The sequence below is a fragment of the Paenibacillus sp. EPM92 genome (assembly GCF_016586185.1).
GTDB lineage: Bacteria > Bacillota > Bacilli > Paenibacillales > NBRC-103111 > Paenibacillus_G > Paenibacillus_G validus.
The window spans coordinates 14195-31817 of record NZ_BCPS01000049.1 but is presented as its reverse complement, the minus strand read 5'-3'; the positions used below and the strand labels follow the sequence as shown (position 1 = coordinate 31817).

General features: G+C 59.3%; 16 protein-coding genes. All 16 read right to left on the bottom strand.

The window, feature by feature from the left end; all coding sequences use genetic code 11:
- Window positions 1–83 precede the first annotated feature (83 nt).
- Window positions 84–620 carry a chromate transporter gene (locus tag JMF85_RS09240; protein WP_201318091.1) on the bottom strand — a complete coding sequence of 179 codons (537 nt, stop codon included), beginning with the start codon at window positions 618–620 and terminating at the stop codon, window positions 84–86.
- A gap of 17 nt (window positions 621–637) precedes the next feature.
- Window positions 638–1300 carry a chromate transporter gene (locus JMF85_RS09235; protein WP_155614624.1) on the bottom strand — a complete coding sequence of 221 codons (663 nt, stop codon included), beginning with the start codon at window positions 1298–1300 and terminating at the stop codon, window positions 638–640.
- 482 nt (window positions 1301–1782) lie between these two features.
- Window positions 1783–2970: an MFS transporter gene (locus tag JMF85_RS09230; protein ID WP_236595797.1), complete on the bottom strand. Its 1188-nt coding sequence runs from the start codon at window positions 2968–2970 to the stop codon at window positions 1783–1785.
- Window positions 2971–3104: 134 nt separating this feature from the next.
- On the bottom strand, window positions 3105–3572 hold the full coding sequence (gene lspA, locus JMF85_RS09225; RefSeq protein WP_141336416.1) for a signal peptidase II: 468 nt from the start codon (window positions 3570–3572) through the stop codon (window positions 3105–3107).
- A 41-nt stretch (window positions 3573–3613) separates the two neighbouring features.
- Entirely contained in the window at window positions 3614–4951 is a 1338-nt protein-coding gene (locus JMF85_RS09220; RefSeq protein WP_127605013.1) for a DRTGG domain-containing protein, read from the bottom strand.
- Between the two features lie 328 nt (window positions 4952–5279).
- Window positions 5280–6293, bottom strand: a complete 1014-nt coding sequence (locus tag JMF85_RS09215) for a LacI family DNA-binding transcriptional regulator (RefSeq protein ID WP_141336417.1) — start codon at window positions 6291–6293, stop codon at window positions 5280–5282.
- Between the two features lie 76 nt (window positions 6294–6369).
- On the bottom strand, window positions 6370–7185 hold the full coding sequence (iolB, locus tag JMF85_RS09210) for a 5-deoxy-glucuronate isomerase (protein WP_054800169.1): 816 nt from the start codon (window positions 7183–7185) through the stop codon (window positions 6370–6372).
- Between the two features lie 34 nt (window positions 7186–7219).
- The gene (iolG, locus tag JMF85_RS09205) at window positions 7220–8269 is read right to left on the bottom strand and encodes an inositol 2-dehydrogenase (RefSeq protein WP_054796333.1); all 1050 of its coding nucleotides are present in this window, start codon (window positions 8267–8269) and stop codon (window positions 7220–7222) included.
- Window positions 8270–8282: 13 nt separating this feature from the next.
- The gene (gene fba / locus JMF85_RS09200; RefSeq protein ID WP_201318090.1) at window positions 8283–9170 is read right to left on the bottom strand and encodes a class II fructose-1,6-bisphosphate aldolase; all 888 of its coding nucleotides are present in this window, start codon (window positions 9168–9170) and stop codon (window positions 8283–8285) included.
- A 37-nt stretch (window positions 9171–9207) separates the two neighbouring features.
- The gene (locus JMF85_RS09195) at window positions 9208–10653 is read right to left on the bottom strand and encodes a CoA-acylating methylmalonate-semialdehyde dehydrogenase (protein WP_127605017.1); all 1446 of its coding nucleotides are present in this window, start codon (window positions 10651–10653) and stop codon (window positions 9208–9210) included.
- A gap of 50 nt (window positions 10654–10703) precedes the next feature.
- Window positions 10704–11714 (bottom strand): 5-dehydro-2-deoxygluconokinase, encoded by a 1011-nt coding sequence (gene iolC / locus JMF85_RS09190; RefSeq protein ID WP_127605019.1) that lies wholly within the window; start codon window positions 11712–11714, stop codon window positions 10704–10706.
- A 7-nt stretch (window positions 11715–11721) separates the two neighbouring features.
- Window positions 11722–12654: a myo-inosose-2 dehydratase gene (iolE, locus tag JMF85_RS09185; RefSeq protein ID WP_054796329.1), complete on the bottom strand. Its 933-nt coding sequence runs from the start codon at window positions 12652–12654 to the stop codon at window positions 11722–11724.
- Window positions 12655–12675: 21 nt separating this feature from the next.
- The gene (gene iolD / locus JMF85_RS09180; RefSeq protein WP_127605021.1) at window positions 12676–14541 is read right to left on the bottom strand and encodes a 3D-(3,5/4)-trihydroxycyclohexane-1,2-dione acylhydrolase (decyclizing); all 1866 of its coding nucleotides are present in this window, start codon (window positions 14539–14541) and stop codon (window positions 12676–12678) included.
- 399 nt (window positions 14542–14940) lie between these two features.
- Window positions 14941–16122 carry an MFS transporter gene (locus JMF85_RS09175; RefSeq protein WP_164751713.1) on the bottom strand — a complete coding sequence of 394 codons (1182 nt, stop codon included), beginning with the start codon at window positions 16120–16122 and terminating at the stop codon, window positions 14941–14943.
- A gap of 112 nt (window positions 16123–16234) precedes the next feature.
- Window positions 16235–16693, bottom strand: coding sequence for an SRPBCC family protein (locus tag JMF85_RS09170; protein ID WP_127605025.1), 459 nt, complete (start codon window positions 16691–16693; stop codon window positions 16235–16237).
- A 181-nt stretch (window positions 16694–16874) separates the two neighbouring features.
- The gene (locus tag JMF85_RS09165) at window positions 16875–17600 is read right to left on the bottom strand and encodes a glycerophosphodiester phosphodiesterase (RefSeq protein ID WP_127605027.1); all 726 of its coding nucleotides are present in this window, start codon (window positions 17598–17600) and stop codon (window positions 16875–16877) included.
- Window positions 17601–17623: the final 23 nt, after the last annotated feature.

Below are 17623 nucleotides of genomic sequence, written 5' to 3'. Positions count from 1 at the left end.
ATGCTCCATCCGATACCCTGATCATAATGGAGACGCCGCTTCTTTTCAACGTGGCGGCGGAGGCAGGCGGCGGTCAGCGGGGTCTAGCTGAAGAACGCTATGCCGACCAAGCCCGACAAGGCCAGAATGGCCGCGGGATGCATCTTGTACTTCAAGATGCCGACAATCACGCCGCCCGCAATAAGGATCGAGCCGAAGGTGTGCCAGCTCCACAGCGGGCTGACCGCTTCGACCACCCCGAACCGCAGCGCAGCGTACAGAATCAAGCCCGTGACGACGGGACGGAGCCCGTAGAAGGACGCCCGCACCCACGCATGCCGATGGAATTTGAAAAAGAACGCCGCAATCGTCACGACCACGAGCAGCGAAGGCAGCACCATGCCCCCCGTAGACGCGATTGCGCCGGGGAGGCCCGCCGTCTTCAAGCCGACCAGCGTAGCGCAATTCGTTGCCATCGGTCCCGGCGCCATGCCGGCCAGGGAGACCGTTTCGGCGAACGCAGCGGCGCTCAGCCAGCCGTTCGCTTCAACCTCATGCTGAATGATCGGAACCATCGCATAACCGCCGCCGAACGACATGAGGCCGATTTTGAAAAACGAAACAAATAAGCTCCATAGCATGGCGCTTCACCTCACATTCAGATGCCGTCGGCAATGTAATAATCGGCGTAAGCCGGTACTTTAGGCGCAGAGCTTCCATCCGCTTCCGCCCCGGTATCCGCGTCTTTGTTCAGACGAACGACCATGCCCAGCTTTTGTTTCACGATAACGAAAGAGATGCCTGCCCAAATGCCCGAAGCGATCAGAAATAAAGGATGGATCGATGCGGAAATCAGCAGCACGACGGTACAAGCCGCGGATAGAAACGTCGTCATGTCGTAAACGGCGTTGCGGCCCATTCTGTAGGCGGCAACAAGAATGAGACCGAACACGGCAGCATGAATGCCCTGCAGCGCCGCTTCGATCTTCGCATACCCGCCGAAGACGGCGTACCCGGCGCTTAGCAGTATCGCAATGATAAACGTCGGCAGCGTGATGCCTACGATAGCGGATGCCGCTCCCGGCATTCCGGCCAGCCGGTAACCGATGAACGCCGCAGCGTTCACGCCGATGCCCCCCGGGGCCGATCCGGAAACGGATAGCACCTCGGACATCTCATGCTCTTCGATCCATCGGCGCTTGACCGTCACCTCCCGCTCGATAACGGGAATCATCGCATAACCGCCGCCGAACGTGACGGGACCCATTCGCAGAAACGTATAAAATAATTGCCCTAATAGGCGAAGTCGACCCGTTGTCATATAGCCCGCCCCCTTACAACGATGGCTCATCGTGTTGTTGACTCTATTATACTCCACTTTATTTCGATTTGGAATAAACTTTCGCCGGGTTTCCTATCACTTCTCTAAATATATCCTATAAAATCAGCTTATGCTGCGAAGAGGCCGTGTATTTCAACGCCTCTTTTCCGATGTGCTTTGTTGAATTAATTTCAAAATGGCGTTTAGTTTGCGGAGCTGAGGACACCGGGCAGAATTATCTTCTAAAATAAGCGAAAAGGGTGCAGGGGGTGGGTGCGGTGGCCTCGACGGGCTGCGGTGGGACGCGGTCGGTCGGCCATGATGCCTCCACGGGGGCGGGAGATGCGGTCGGCCGTGATGCCTCGACGGGGGCGATGGGGAAGGTACAGCGCGCGGACATGGAGGGGCGGATCCAGCGGTTGTCGCCAAGGCTTCGAAACGACTGAACGACTGCCGTTCCGCTATTTGACGGACGGACGCCTTCAAGCCTCTATCTTCAGCTTCAGCGCGCCAAACAGCACGAACAAATAATACAGGGCGAGCAGGCCGAGTATACCGGCGCTGGTCAGCACGCTCATGGCGGGGCTGAACCGGTCGGCGATCCATCCGCCCAGGACCGGACCGATCATGACCCCGATGCCTTCCACGCTGGAGAAAAGCCCCCAGCCCAGCCCTTTTTGCTCCTTCGGCACGTATTGGGCAAGCACCGCGTTCCAGGCGGGGAGCACCGCTGCATACGAAATCCCCAGCACCGAAGCGACCAGCACGGCCATGCCGAGGGAGCGGGTTAAAGTCAATCCGAAAAGCGCCAGGGCAAAGGCGGAATAGCCGAGCACGATAAACCAGCGTTTCCCGAAACGGTCGGATAGCTTCCCCATCGGAATTAAGCCCAGCATCGTCAGGCCGCCTCCGGCAATGAGCACCAACGAATACTGCGAGTAGCTCAGACCGAGGTTCGATGCGGCAAACCCGGGCATGACGGGAACGAGCATGCTTGCTGCGGTCGTCTGCATCATCATCCCGGGCAGCAGCGCCTTCATCGCGCGCAGCCGCTCCCCCAGCAAGGAAAGCTGCCGCCGGAGCGAAAGCTGCCCGGTTACCTGGTCTTGACTGGCGGCGCCGAGCCAAAGCGACAAAACGAGCGCGGCGCCCCACAAGCCGATCATCAGCCAATACGCGGCCGTATAGCTGCGGTCAAGCAGGAAATTGATCGCGACGGGGCCTGAACCGAGTCCCGCCAGCCAGCACGTATAGATGACGCCCATGTGCGACGCCCGCCGCTTCGAATCGACCCGGCTTAAACCGCCGAGCCATACCGGCGATATGCCGACGCCGAACAGGGCCGCGGCGAGAGCCAGCAGCCATAACGCAGGGGCAGCCAGCATCATGAGGAGACCGGCGAGCGAGCATGCAAGCCCGATCGGGGCGATCAGCCGAAGCGAGAAGCGGTCAAGCAAATACCCGGCGCCGCATTTGATCAGCGTATCCGTGACATAGTGTACGGACACCGCAATGCCGACGCCGGCCGTCGACAAGCCCAGCCGATGAACGCCGTATGCTGGCAGGAAGGAAATGAGAAAAGCGCCGCGCACGAATTCCACCAGAAACAGAATCGCCGCGTATAAGAGCATGTTTGCTTTAGCTTGAAAGGGAACAGCGGTAACGTTCAAGAGATTCACCTGCGCTTTGCCGGTTTTCCCTTAGAATTCCCTCCACTTTCAGCATTATGCCAATCTTTCCTTGCGCTGCGCCTCGCCCGCCCATCATGTCCGGGTATCGTCCAGCCTTCATCGGATGACGAGCCTTACGTTAGAGGATTGCTCTTACGTCCTCGGCGACTCACAATGAAATCCCGCACGGCATCGGCCAAGAGCAGCAGGACGCCGACTTGAATTGCGATATCGGCCAAGTTTAATATCCCGCGGCCGTTATCCACAAAATCGGTCACCCATCCGAACACCGCCCGGTCGATCGCGTTGCCGATCGCGCCGCCGACGAGAAGCGCGGCTCCCGCCTCGGCCATACCGTTCTTGAGCTGCCCCTGCTTGCGGGCATAAGCCATGTAAAGAACGAACAGCACGGCCGGAATAATAAAATAACGGCCATAGCCCTGGAAGGTGCTTCCTGCCGCTCCGCTGTTGCGATAATACGTAAAGTGAAGCACGTCCTGCCAGATGACCAAGGTTTCGCCCAAGTGCATATGGAAGCGCACCCAGAGCTTCGTCGCCTGATCGATGCCTATCGCCGCGATGACGATCCCGTAATACCGCATCCCCGCTCCCCCATTCCTCTTCGCAGACCCCGGTCTTCAGCCTATACCTGGTCCATCAAACGCGCCGTGAACATCGACTTGGCCATTCGCTTGCCCTCGTGATAAATCTCTACCTCGATCTTACAAAACCTGCGGCTGAACTCAATGATCATCGGGAAAATTTCAATGGTGCTGTCGATCGGAATCGGCAGCAGGAAATAGTTCGAGGAACTGTCCAGAATCAAGTTGCCCCGGTTCTGGTCGCGTACCGTCCGCAACGCCGCCTGATTCATCAGTGTCGTTAATACGCCTTCCGACACCATCCCCGCATAGTTGGTCATGCGGGCGGTGACGGTGCCGCGGAAGCAGGGCCTGCCGTCGGGCTGACGAACCTTCTCGAATCCGGACCAGATGAGATCTTCGATCGTCTCGCCGTTCTGCGGCTGGGTTTGGATATACTGCATCGCTTTCAGCACGTCCTTACGGCTGATCACGCCGATCATCTTGCGGTTATGATCGATCACCGGAATCAATTCGATGCCTTCCCAAATCATCGTATGGCTCACCGAGGCGACGGAAGTATTGGCGCTGATGGTCAGCGGATTTTTCGTCATGTAGGCGTGAACCTTCTGCTCCGGCTGCGCACGCAGCACATCCTTCGTCGTAATAATGCCGACCGGGCGGTTAAACTCATCCACGACGGGAAACCGCGTGTGCCCGTGTTCGTCGACCAGCTTCTGCATATCGTTGACCGTATCTGTGACGCGCAGCGAGTACACTGGGCTGTCCGTACGGATGATGTCCTGGACGAGAAGAATTTTTTTCTTGATCAGACGATCGTAAATGGCGCGGTTAATCATAGTCGCCACCGTAAACGTATCATAGCTGCTCGATATGATCGGCAGCTCCAGCTCGTCCGCCAGCTTCCGGGCCTCTTCATCCGCATGAAAGCCGCCCGTCACGAGAACGCCCGCCCCTTGCCCGAGCGCATACAGCTGGGCCTGGCTCCGGTTGCCCACGATCAGCAGATTGTCCGGCTCGATATAACGCTTCATCGCTTCAAGCTGCATGGCGCCGATAACGAATTTGTTCAGCGGCTTATGCAGCCCGGCGGCGCCCCCGAGCACCTCTCCGTCCACGATGTTGACGACCTCCGCGAACGTTAATTTATCAAAATGCTGCCGCTCCTTCTTATCGACACGGATCGTCCCGATTCGCTCTTTCGTCGTGACGAGCCCCAAATTTTCCGCTTCCTTGATAGCACGGTAGGCCGTGCCTTCGCTCACTTCAAGCATTTGGGCGATTTTCCGTACGGAAATGCGGGTGCCCGCTGACAAATTTTCGATATGATCCATAATTTGCTCGTGTTTCGTTAGAAAACCTTGAAGCCCGTCACTCATGCTCGCTCCCCCACCTATCCGATCCATACTCTGTTACATTCTGTTCCACTGTTTTCATTGTAACACATTGGCAGTAGCACCTTGCAACTCACCTGGAGTGAACAACGGGCAACGGGAGCGTGGAGCGGCGCATGTAATCGAATAAACCAAGAAGGGTTGGGGAGCATCCCCAACCCTTCTTGGTTATATACGCTGCGGCCGCCAATGGATCGGGCAGCAAGTCGATTGCGCAAGCGGGGGCTCGGGCGGCACACTAGCGCAATAGCGGAACCACGACCTGCGGTATTGTCCGATTCCGTGCCTGCTCGCGCGATAACCCGCGCGCCCGTTATTCGTTCGAAGGCGCGGCCGTCGATCGCCGGGTCACGAGCTCAGGCTGCAGCACCGTTCGCCTTGAGCCGCCCTCTTCCTTCTTCAGCTGGCTGAGCAGCAAATCGACGGCCAGCTTGCCCATCTCCTCGGTCGGCTGGGAAACCGTTGTCAGCGGAGGCTCTGTGACCGTCGCCAATATCGTATTGTCGAAGCCGACAATGGACAGCTGCTCCGGCACGCGGAGCCCGAGCTCCTTCGCCGCCTGCAGCGCACCGATTGCAAGCAGATCGTTGCAGCAAAAAATCGCCGTCGGACGTTCCGCCCGCTGCAGCAGCTCCGTCGCTTTGCGCTTGCCGTCCTTGACCAGGGCGTCGCCGCTTGCAAGCACCCGATCGTCCGGCAAATCGATGCCGGCCTCCGCCAGCCGCTGCCGGAAGCCGCGAATCCGCTCCCGGCTGCTGCTTACCTTGAGCTGCTCGGCAAGCACGGCCAGCCGGGTATGGCCGAGCCCCAGCAGATGCTCCGCGGCAAGACGGCCGCCGGCGAAGTCGTCCGTGATCACCGTCTGCACGTCGTGACCGGGCATTTCCCGGGCGATCATCGCGATCGGGATCGAATTCTCAAGCAGCGGCTTCAGCATTTCCTTGTTGTCCATCCCGGTTCCGATGATCATGCCGTCAACGCTTTTTTGCTGCAGTAGCGATAAATAACGTTCCACGCGCTCATCCTTGTTGTCCGTGCTGCAAATAACAAGGCTGTAGCCGAGACTGTGTCCTTGATCCTCGACCGCCCGCGCAATCTCGGCGAAGAACGGGTTGGAAATATCGGGCACGAGCAGCCCGAGGGTGTAGGTCTTTTTGCCCGTCAGGGCGGCGGCAATGACACTCGGCTGGTAGTTCAGCCGCTCCATCACGCGCATAATTTCAGCCCGCCGTTCCTCGCTGATCTTGCCCTTGCCGTTGATGACTTGCGATACGGCCGCTATCGACACGCCGGCTTCGCGCGCGACGTCGTATATGGTTGCTTTCATGTGGATTCCCCGCTTGTCGGATTTCCTTCTATTATGCGCAGAAGGAGAACAACATGCAACCGCTTTGCGTGCCCGTCTAGGTACGGGGCTTCGTCATGATCCAAGCGTGGTCGGGGTCGTTATGAAATTTCCACACTCGCGTCGGTCCGGCCATGACGTTCAAGTAATACACCTCGTAGCCCGGAGGAGCGGATACCGGATGGTAACCTTTCGGCACGAGCACCGCTTGCCCGTCCTGGACGATGAGCGTCTCGTCAAGCGAACGGTCGTCCGTGTACACCCGCTGAACCGCAAAGCCTTGCTCGGGCTGTACACGGAAATAATAAGTTTCCTCCAGCAGCGATTCGTCCGGCAGCGCATCCCGGTCGTGCTTATGCGGCGGGTAGCTGGACCAGTGTCCGCTCGGAGTGAACACTTCCACCACCAAGAGACTGTCCGCCGGCTCCTGCTCTGGCAAAATATTATGAACCTGCCGCTCGATGGACCCGTACCCGCGCATTTCCACACCGACTTGCTCCGGCGCGATTAAACGGGCGGCGTGCCCGCCCCGGCCCGGCGCCTCGCAGACGGCCAGCTCGACCGCCGTCCGCGCAGTCACCTCGTAGCGGTCGTCGTTCGGCACGTAAACCGAATACGGCGGCGTTTTCTCAAACACGCTCATTCTCCGACCGATACCCGGCCATGCTTCATGCGCCGTTGCAACGTCTGCGATGCCGCTCAGCAGCACCAGGCACACTTCCATGCTGCCGGTTTCCCGGCGGAGCGTCTGGCCTTCCGCCAAACGCACCACCTGAAAGCCGACATAGTCCCACTGCGCCGACTCCGGGGTGATGTTCAGTACCACGCCTTCCCGATCCGGCGTCTGTTCCGGTTTTACGATCAGCTTCGACATGTTCGCCTCTCCTTTCTTTCGTTAAACCGTTTCCTTAAACCGTTTCCTTCAATTGCTCCGATTCCAGGAGCCCGATCGCCTCGGCCGTCTTCACCGGACGCCCCAGCTTGTAGGACAGCTTGGCCGAGAGTGCGATCAGCTCCGCCTGCAAGCCGTCATTCCCGTCCACGATCAGCGGGCTGCCGTTCGTCAAGCTCTCGATAAACAGCTGCGTCTCTTCGATATAAGCCGCGTTGTAGCGCTCGAGGAAGAAGTGCAGCGGCTTGTCGCGGACAATCCCTTCCGCCGTGCTGATTTCCGCCGTATTCGGATGGTCGTTGGATACCGCAACGCTGCCCTTCGAGCCGAAAACTTCCACCCGTTGATCATAGCCGTACACAGCCTGGCGGCTGTTGTCGATGACGCCGAGCGCACCGTTCGCAAAGCGCAGCGTCACAATCGCGGTGTCGAGGTCGCCAAGCTCGCCGATCACCGGGTTGATCAGCACGTTGCCCTGCGCATACACTTCCTCCACCTCGCTGCCGGATACGTAGCGGGCCATGTCGAAGTCGTGGATCATCATATCCATGAAAATGCCGCCGGATACTTTAATGTAATCGGGATGCGGCGGATTCGGATCGCGGGACGTAATTTTCACAATATGCGGATCGCCGATCGTACCGCCCTGCACGTGCTCGCGCACGCGTTTGAAGTTATGGTCGAAGCGGCGGTTAAAGCCGATTTGCAGCTTCACGCCCGCTTGCCGGACCGCCTCTAGCGCCTCCACCGTTTGATGAATATCCATGCTGACCGGCTTCTCGCAAAAGATGTGCTTGCCCGCCTGCGCCGCCTGCTTGATTAAAGGCACATGCGTATCGGTCGTCGAGCAGATGAAGATTGCATCGATCTGCGGGTCGGCAATAATGTCGCCGCTGTCTTTCGTCACGCGCGCGATGCCGCGATCCGCCGCCCATGCTTCCAATTCCGGGCCGGCGAATAGATCGCTGACAGCCGCAATTTCCGCTTGCGGCAGCCTTAGCAAATTGTCGGCATGAATTTTGCCGATTCGGCCTGCGCCGATAATTCCGATTCTGATCTTGTTCACGATAGGTCTCCTCTCAATTAACCTGCTTAGCCTGCTCACCTGCTTGCCCTGAACTGCCGAATAAACGCATCTTGGCGATAACGGAAGTTTTGATCGCCTCCCGCGCCGGAATCAAATAGTTTCGCGGATCATACGCATCGGGTCGTTCATTCAGAAAGGCCCGGATCGCCGCCGTACACGCCATTTGATTGTCGGTATTGACGTTGATCTTGCACGTGCCGAGCGAGATCGCCTGCCGGATTTCCTCATCCGGCAGTCCGCTTCCGCCGTGCAGCACGAGCGGCACCCCCGTCATGCGCTGGATGACGCCCATCCGCTCGAAGCCGAGCTTCGGCTGTCCGCGGTACGGGCCGTGCACCGAGCCGAGCGCCGGGGCGAGACAGTCGATGCCCGTCTCGCGTACAAGGCGCGCGCACTCGTCCGGCACGGCGTACATGCCTTCCGCCTCGTCGACGACCAGGTCGTCCTCGCGTCCGGTAATCCGGCCGAGCTCCGCTTCCACCGTAGCTCCCAGCGCATGCGCCGCCTGCGTGACGCGCTGCGTCACGTCGATGTTATGCTCGAGCGAATGGTGTGACGCATCGATCATGACCGACGTGAATCCGGCATGCAGCGCACGCAGGCACAGCTCGTACGTCGAGCCGTGGTCCAGATGCAGCGCGACAGGTACGGTGACCCCGTAATGGTCAATCAGCGACTTGACCATCCCCACAATGCAGGGGAGGCCCCCCATGTAAGGGATGTACGCCTCGCTGACGCCCAGGATGACCGGCGCCCGCTCCTCCTGGGCGGCCTGCAAAATCGCTTGCGTAAACTCCAGGTTATTTAAATTAAACTGCCCGACCGCATAGCCGCCTTCCAAGGCGCCAAGCAGCATCTGCTTCATCGAGACGAGTGCCATAATGTTCTCTCCTTCATGCGGGCTAAGGTCACTGGACTTACCAGCGGGCCGTCAACATTTTCTTACGGGTATAAAATTCCACGCCGTCGGTGCCGTTGGCGTGCAAATCGCCGTAGAACGACTTTTTCCAACCGGAGAACGGGAAGAACGCCATCGGGGCAGGAACGCCGAGGTTGACGCCGAGCATCCCCGCATCGATCGTTTCGCGGAACTGGCGAACATGGCTGCCGTTCTTCGTGAACAGGCAGGCCCCGTTGGCAAAGTCCGAACGGTTGGCCAGCTCAATCGCTTCATCCAACGTAGCGACGCGCACGACCGACAACACCGGTGCGAAGATCTCATCCTGCCATATTTTCATCTCGTCCGACACCTGATCGAAAATCGTCGGTCCGACGAAGTAGCCCTCTGTGTGACAAGCGGCGTCCTGACGGCCGTCGCGAACCAGCAGCGCGCCTTCGTTCACGCCGGTCTCGATATATCCGATCGTCCGCTGCTTGTGCGGTCCGCGAATGACCGGCCCCAGGAACACGCCTTCGTCCAGGCCGTTGCCGATGGTGATGGCATTAGCCGCTTCGACAAGCCGGTTCACCAGCGTATCGCCGATCTCGCCGACCGCGACAACGACGGAGCACGCCATGCAGCGCTCGCCCGCGGAGCCGAACGACGCGTTGATGATCTCTTTCACCGTCAGATCGAGATCGGCGTCCGGCATGACGATCGAGTGGTTTTTGGCGCCTGCCAGCGCCTGAACGCGTTTGCCGTGAGCGGATGCGGTTTTGTACACATACTCTGCGACCGGCTGGGAGCCGACGAAGGATACCGCGCGAACGTCCGGGTGCTCGAGGACCCCGTTTACGACGTCATGCGCGCCATGTACGATGTTGAGCACGCCTTCCGGAAGTCCGGCTTCCTGGAACAGCTCCGCGAGCCGGTTAGCCAGCAGCGGCGTGCGCTCCGACGGTTTCAGCACGAACGTGTTGCCGCAGGCGATCGCGAGCGGGAACATCCAGCACGGCACCATCATCGGGAAGTTGAAGGGAGTAATCCCCGCGACGACGCCTACCGGATACCGGTACATGCCCGACTCCAGATTGGACGCGATATCGGGAAGCTGCTTGCCCATCATCAGGTTCGGGGCGCCTGCCGCGAACTCCACGCACTCGATGCCCCGCAGCACTTCGCCGTACGCTTCCGTATAGCTTTTGCCGTTCTCCTTCGTCACAAGCTGCGCCAGCTCTTCCCAATGATCGACCAGCAGCTGCTGGTACTTGAACAAAATGCGGGCGCGGCGCGGAACCGGCGTTCGGCTCCATACAGCGAACGCTTCCTTCGAATTTTGTACGGCGCGGTCCACGTCTTCTTTCGTGGAAAGCGGTACGTAAGCAAGCACCTCTTCGGTAGCCGGATTATAGACGGGCTCGGTTTTGGCGGATGCGGATTCGACCCAGACGCCGCCGATCCAGTTTTTTAACGTAATGGTCATGGAAAAAAAATCCCCTTTCGCTCGTTAGGTTGCCGTTCGTTATCAGAAGCTTAAGAAGCCGTCACTTCACCGCGGTTGCAGCGTTCGATATAGTCGTGCACCTGCTCGGCTGTCGGCATGGCGTCGGAGCAGCTGTGGCTGGAGATCACGATGCAGGCTGACGCACTGCCGAAGGCCATGCTCTTCTCGAGCGTCCAGCCCTGCATGACGCCGTACAGGAACCCGGCCGCGTACGAGTCGCCCGCCCCGAAGGTTTTGACGACGCGAGCCGGATAGCTTTGTGCCCGATGGCCGACACCATCCTGCGTATAGGCGATGGAGCCTTCCTTGCCGTGTTTGATGATGACGATTTTGGCCGAGTAATCAAACCATTTGCCCGCCGTCACGGCGTCGCTGTGCTCCGGATTCGCATCGAACCGCTCCATCATATCGAACTCCTCGCGCGTGCCGAGCAGGATGTCGCATTTCTCGGCGGCGAGGTTATAGTAGACGGCCGTTTCTTCCGGCGAAGTCCACGTGTAAGGCCGATAGTCCAGGTCGAAGACGATGACCGCGCCGTGTTTCTTGGCATAATGCAGCGCCTGGAACACCGCTTCCCGCGACGGGCTCTGGGCGAGCGCCGTCCCCGAGATCAGCAGCACCTTCGACCGGGCGATCAGCTCTTCGCTCACCTCGTCCGGCGTCAGCTTGAGGTCGGCCACGTTATCGCGGTACATCAGGATGCTGCAGTCGGTCGGGCTTTTAATCTCCGTAAAAGCAAGCCCCGTCACCGCCCCGGTCCGGTCCGTGACGACGTTCGACGTCTCGATCCGGTTGCGCTGCAAGTAATCGGCGATGAAGCGGCCCATTTGATCATCTGCGATCTTCCCGATAAATGCCGTGCGGAGCCCGAACCGCGCCATCCCGATCGTAATGTTGGCCGGCGAACCGCCGACGTATTTCGTGAACGTCATCGTCTCTTCCATCGGACGGTTAATTTCGTTCGCATTTAAGTCGATGCAGAGCCGCCCGATGGCGACAAAGTCCAGCGGCTTCTCCGCCGGAAATGTGACATAGGTCATCGCTTCGCTACCTTCTTTCCTTGGAAATAAGAGATTCGATATGCGCGATCGCCTTCTTCGCATATTCGTAAGCCGGATGCACGACGGGGTCCTGCTCGCCTTCGAGCATCGCCCAGCCGTCGTACCCGCGGGACAGCAGTTCCCGGAAGATCGGGGTAAAATCAAGGCAGCCGTCGCCCGGAACGGTAAATACGCCCTTGCGGATACAGGTGACGAAATCCGCCTGCTCGGCCCTTGCCTGATCGAGCACCTCCTGCCGGATATCCTTCAGGTGAATGTATGCGATCCGGTCGTAATACTTGCGCAGCACCTCCAGCGGGTCCGCCCCGCCGTAGTAGGCGTGGCCGGTATCGAACAGCAAGTACACGAGCTCCGGATCGGTCAGCTCCATCAGCCGGTCGATCTCTTCCGGCTGCTCCACCACGGTTCCGCCATGATGATGATACGTCAGCTTAAGGCCATACTCCCTGGCGATGGCACCGGCGGCGTTCAACCCTTCCGCAAGGCTCTGCCAGCCGGCCTCGTCCAGCCGAAGCACTTCCTTCTCGTTCGGCGTACGGCGCGGATCGAAATGCAGCGATCCTCCGATCTCGCACGTGCTGATGACTTGACTGCCCATTTCTTTCAGAAACTCGACGTGTTTCCGGTACGCTTGCAGCTCGCTCTCGCGGTAGGACGGGTCGGAGAACAGCACCGACTTCCACTGCGATACGAGCCTGATGCCCCGTCGGGACAGCTCCGCCTTTAATACCTCCGGATCGGTCGGATATTTGCGCCCCATCTCCGTCCCGGTTAAACCAAGCGCCGCGATTTCGTCCAAAATTTGTTCATATGTCGTATCCGCGCCGTGCTCTTTCACGTCCTCGCCGACCCAGTTGATCGGATGAATGCCCAGCTTAAAAGGCAGCACTGGCTTTTGCTGTTGCTCAGGATTCGGCATGCCCGGACTCCCCCTTTTCCGTTATATGAGTTTAACCGCTTGAATACGCGCATTCATGCGTTCGCTTGCTTGCTTCACCTTGTCGCTGACGGACACTTCCGGCACGCCGACGTTCCACCACGACTCATACCCGTCCGTGTTCGTGCCCGGTACGACGGGAATTTCGATCAGCGTCGTGACGGTTTCACCTTTTGCCCGCAGCAGTGCGTCCTTCAGCTCTTCCGGCGTCGTCGCCTTGTAAGCCTTCGCCCCCAAGCTGCGCGCATGCGCCGTAAAGTCGATCGGCAGGTAGCCGCCCGTCAGCCGGCCCGTTTCGTTCGAGCGGTAGCGGAATTCATTGCCGAAGCCGTCGCTGCCGTGGCCCCGCTGCAAGTTATGGATACACTGGAAACCGTGGTTATCGAACAGCAGCACCGTGATTTTGCGTCCTTCCTGCAGACTGGTGACGAGCTCGGAGTGCAGCATCAGGTAGCTGCCGTCGCCCACGATAGCGTACACCTCACGGTCCGGCTCGGCGAGCGCCGCGCCGAATGCACCGGCAATCTCGTAGCCCATGCAGGAGAAGCCGTATTCCATGTGATAGGTCTTCGGCTCAACCGGCCGCCACAGCCGGTGCAGATCGCCGGGCAAGCTCCCTGCCGCGCATACGATGACCGAGGTCGGCTCGATCGTCTCGTTGATCACGCCGAGCGCCCGGGTTTGCGCCAAGCCCGCTTCGTGCTCCGCCGCGTACAAGCGGTCGACCTCCCCGTCCCATTGCGCCTTCTGCGCCGCAATGTCCCCTTCGGCGTAACCGCTGCGGTAGGCCGACGCCGCCAGCGCTTCGTGCAGCGCGCGGAGCGCTTCCTTCGCATCGGCGGTCAACGCGACCCCGTTCAGCTTCGCCGAATCGAAGCCGCTGACGTTCACGTTGACGAACTGCACGTCCGGGTTCCTGAACGCCGATTTCGACGACGTCGTAAAATCGGAATACCGCGTGCCGACGCCGATAATGAGATCCGCCTCCTGCGCCAGGCGGTTGGCGGCCAGCGTGCCGGTTACGCCGATCGCTCCGACGTTCAGCGGATGATTCCACGGCAGCGAACTTTTGCCCGCCTGCGTCTCGGCTACCGGAATGCCGAACGCCTCGGCGAATGCCGCCAGCTCCGCCGTCGCGGACGCGTACAGCACGCCGCCGCCGGCGATCAGCAGCGGCTTGCGCTTGCCGCGCACCAGCTCCGCCGCACGCTTCACCGCATCCGGAGCCGGCGGCCGCCGGTCGATATAATGCACCCGCTTTGCGAAGAACGACAGCGGGTAATCGTAAGCTTCCGCCTGTACATCCTGCGGCAGGGCAAGCGTCACCGCGCCTGTCTCGGCCGGGTCGGTCAACACGCGCATCGCGTTCGGCCCGGCCGTCAGCAGCTGCTCGGGACGTGTAATCCGGTCCCAATATTTGCTGACCGGCTTGAACGGATCGTTCGCCGAGACGGTATAATCGCCGGCCACCTCCAGCTGCTGCAGAACCGGGTCCGGCTGGCGGGTCGCGAAATTATCGCCGGGCAGCAGCAGCACCGGGATGCGGTTGACCGTGGCAGTAGCCGCCGCCGTGACCATGTTTAAAGCCCCGGGGCCGATCGATGACGTGCAGGCGTAAATTTGGCGGCGGTTGCGCTGCTTCGCGAAAGCGGTTGCAGCATGAACCATGCCTTGTTCGTTTTTGCCTTGTACATACGTTAAGGCGCCGGCGCTGCGTTCGAGCGCTTCACCGAGCCCTGTTACGTTGCCGTGACCGAAGATTCCCATCACGCCTTGCACGAACTTCGTTTCAACCCCGTCCATCGAAACGTACTGGGCATCCAAAAACCGGAGCAAGGCTTGTGCCATCGTAAGACGAATCGTGCTCATAAATCGTGAAACTCCCTTCTACATGAAACTTTTTTATTGGGTTAAGCGCTTCACCTCTATTGGCTCAAGCGCCGTTCCCATCCGGGTTAAGCGCTTAATCTGATATTACTACATTTATTTGCTTTCGACAATCCTTTTTTTCCGCCTTCCGGATGGAAATCAGTTGCGGACGCCTTCCTCCCTACCGGATAACGTCCGCACCAACGGTCAGCAGGAGCAGTGCGCAGGCGGGCTAACCCCCCGCCCCGGTTGGAATACGGACAATCAGGCTTTCCAGCCTCGGCCCGGGGGCCATCCGGCATTCCTGCGCCCATACTCCCCATCGTTTGGAAGCGGACAATACCGGGCACACGGCAGCGCGCAGCCGTACGCTCCCGCTGCCGGTCTATCCAAACACAGTCACGATAAGGAGCCTCGAGCCCGTAAACGCGCCTCGTGCCGTTCCAGCCCGATGAAGCCGCTCCCGGCGAGCACAGCGAACAAGGACGACGCATAGGGCATCGACAGCAAGCCCTGGTAATCATACAAAAAGCCGTTCATCACGTTGCCGAGAATACCCGCCAAGGCGATGACGGCTGTGAAGACGGCAATGCCGGTCGTTCGGGAACGCTCCGGTATCGAGCGCGCGATGTAATCCATGGCCGCAGCGAAATACAAGCAGAAGGTGCAGCCGTGCAGCAGCTGCGTACTGTAAGCCGTCGCCATCCCGGGGAACGCCCCGAGCAAGCCCCACCGCAGGGCATACAGCAGCCCGGCTGCGGATAGCGTCCTTAAGGCGCCGAAGCGCGCAACGACCGTGGAGGCGTAATAAAAGAACGGAAGCTCGCAGACCGAGCTGATGACGTTGGCGATGCCGATCGCGCTTTGCGTTCCCCCGACGTCGTGAATGTAAATGCCGAAGAACGAGCCGTAGAAGCTGTTTGCCACCTGCAGCAGAAACGCCATCAGCAGAAACAAGACGAACGGTGCCGAACCCAGTCCTCGGGGGCCTTGAGCTCGGCCGGTTCTGTCGGCGGAAGACGGTGAGGCGGTCTTCAGCCTCAAGGTTACGGCTATCCCGAGCAGCAAAATCAACGCCGCAGTCAGGAACAAGCTTCCCATCGGCAGCCGCCACAGTACGGCGGTGGCGATCATCCCGCCGACGCCGTAACCGACCGAGCCCCACACCCGGAGCCGGCCGTACTGCCCGGAGGCGGTTTGCAGGTAAGATAGCGTCATCCCGTCCAACAGGGACGGATAGGCGTTAATGAACAGCGTAATCAGCACTAAAACGGCCACGGTCAGCAGAAGCTGCCGCATGCTCATAAAGAGAATCAGCGAGAAGGCCGCTCCGCCCAGAAGAATGGCCATCACGGCGACGGTTTTCCCCCATCGGTCCGACAGCCACCCCCAAAACAGCGGAGAGATGACCCCAATGACGGGCAGCAGCCCCATGGTGCTGCCGATCGCCACCCCGTTCATGCCCGATTGCTGCAAATATAGCGCCAAGTACGGCATGTAGATGCCGACAGCGGCGTAGTACAAAAAGTAAAGTTGACTCAGTCGGCGTTTTTCAGCCCCGGCTCCGTTCCCAACGGTCATGTTGTCGTACCTCCGAAATTGTTTACTAGGTTTAGGCGAGCCGGATTTCAGCATACCCGATCGAGTCGAAGGTCGACCATCCTCGTGATTCACAAAGCTCACCGCTCGTGATTTACTTCGCCTTAGCCTTCTCCGTAAGCCTTGCCAGCACCTCTTCCCAATACAGCTTCATCTGTTCCCGCACATTCGCATCCTTCAGCTTTTCTTGATGAAAGCTGATCGTCGTCCTGCCGCCGGCCGCAGCCAGTAAACGAATTTGCAAAGTCGAAGCTTGCTCCCAACCTGCTCGCTGCCACGACAACCGGAGCTGTTCGAGCGGCTTTACGATCCGCAGCTCGCCGGACGTGCCTTCTTTGGAGAAGAAACGCTGCCCGGGTTCCAGCTGCAAGGCGGACAGCCCGCCCAGCCACCAGGATAAGCCCTCCGGCGACGTAAGCAAGCGCCATGCCTGCTCTTGGGGCAGCGGCAGCGTTCTTCGAACCCCCACCTGGAAGCCGACCGACGACGTTTGACCGACGGGCTTCCGAGCTTGATGTTCCGAATACCCGTTGTCGATTCTCGGGTTGGTCATCCGACAATCCTCCTTTTTTTTGGGAAGATATAAATTGTAATTAATTTACCATAAGGGGCGGCATTAGACCATCACTTTTAACTACCGCGGACTTTGAAAATAAAAAAAGCCGGCGCCTGAGCAACATGCGCAAGTTTACGCTGTTACCAGGCACTAGCTACTTTCGTGCTTATCCATGCTCCTAACTTTTCAACAGGGCAGGGTGATCGGTGATGATGCCGGAAACCCCGCAATCCAGCATCCGGCGCATCGCAGGCTCCTGATTGACCGTCCACACGATGACATGCTTGCCATGCTTGCGAATGGCCTCGACGTCTTCCTGTTCCACCATCCCGTGATACAGCGACACGGCGAACACATCCAGCTCGAAATCACGGATAAGCGAGAGCGGATGAAGCGGCTTGAAGTCGTAAACGAGACTGATGCGCGCTTCAGGCGCCTGCTGCTTGATCCGGTGCAGCAGCTTGTGATCGTAGGAGGAGAACAGCACGGAATCGAGCCGTCCGTTCTCGCGGAGAAGCTTGATCGCCGCCTCTTCCAATCTTCCGCCGCAGCTCATCTTCAGCTCTATATTTAAGCCGATCTCAGCCGGCACCAGCTCCAGCACTTCCTGCAGCAGCGGAATTCGTTCGCCTGCAAAAGCCGGGTCAAACCAGGAACCGGCATCCGCCCGGCGGATTTCCTCCAGCGTCAGCTCTGCAATCGCTCCGCTCCGGTCCGTCGTACGGTCGAGCGTTTCATCGTGACAGACGACGACATGCCCGTCGCTTGTCAAATGAATATCCAGCTCGATGACATCGCATTGCTGCAGGATCGCCTGCCGGAATGAAGCGAGCGTATTTTCCGGCGCTTCCCCTGACGCCCCCCTATGGGCAAATACCCATGGCGTGTTACGATTCCAATTCATCCCGATCATCCTTCCATCCCTCT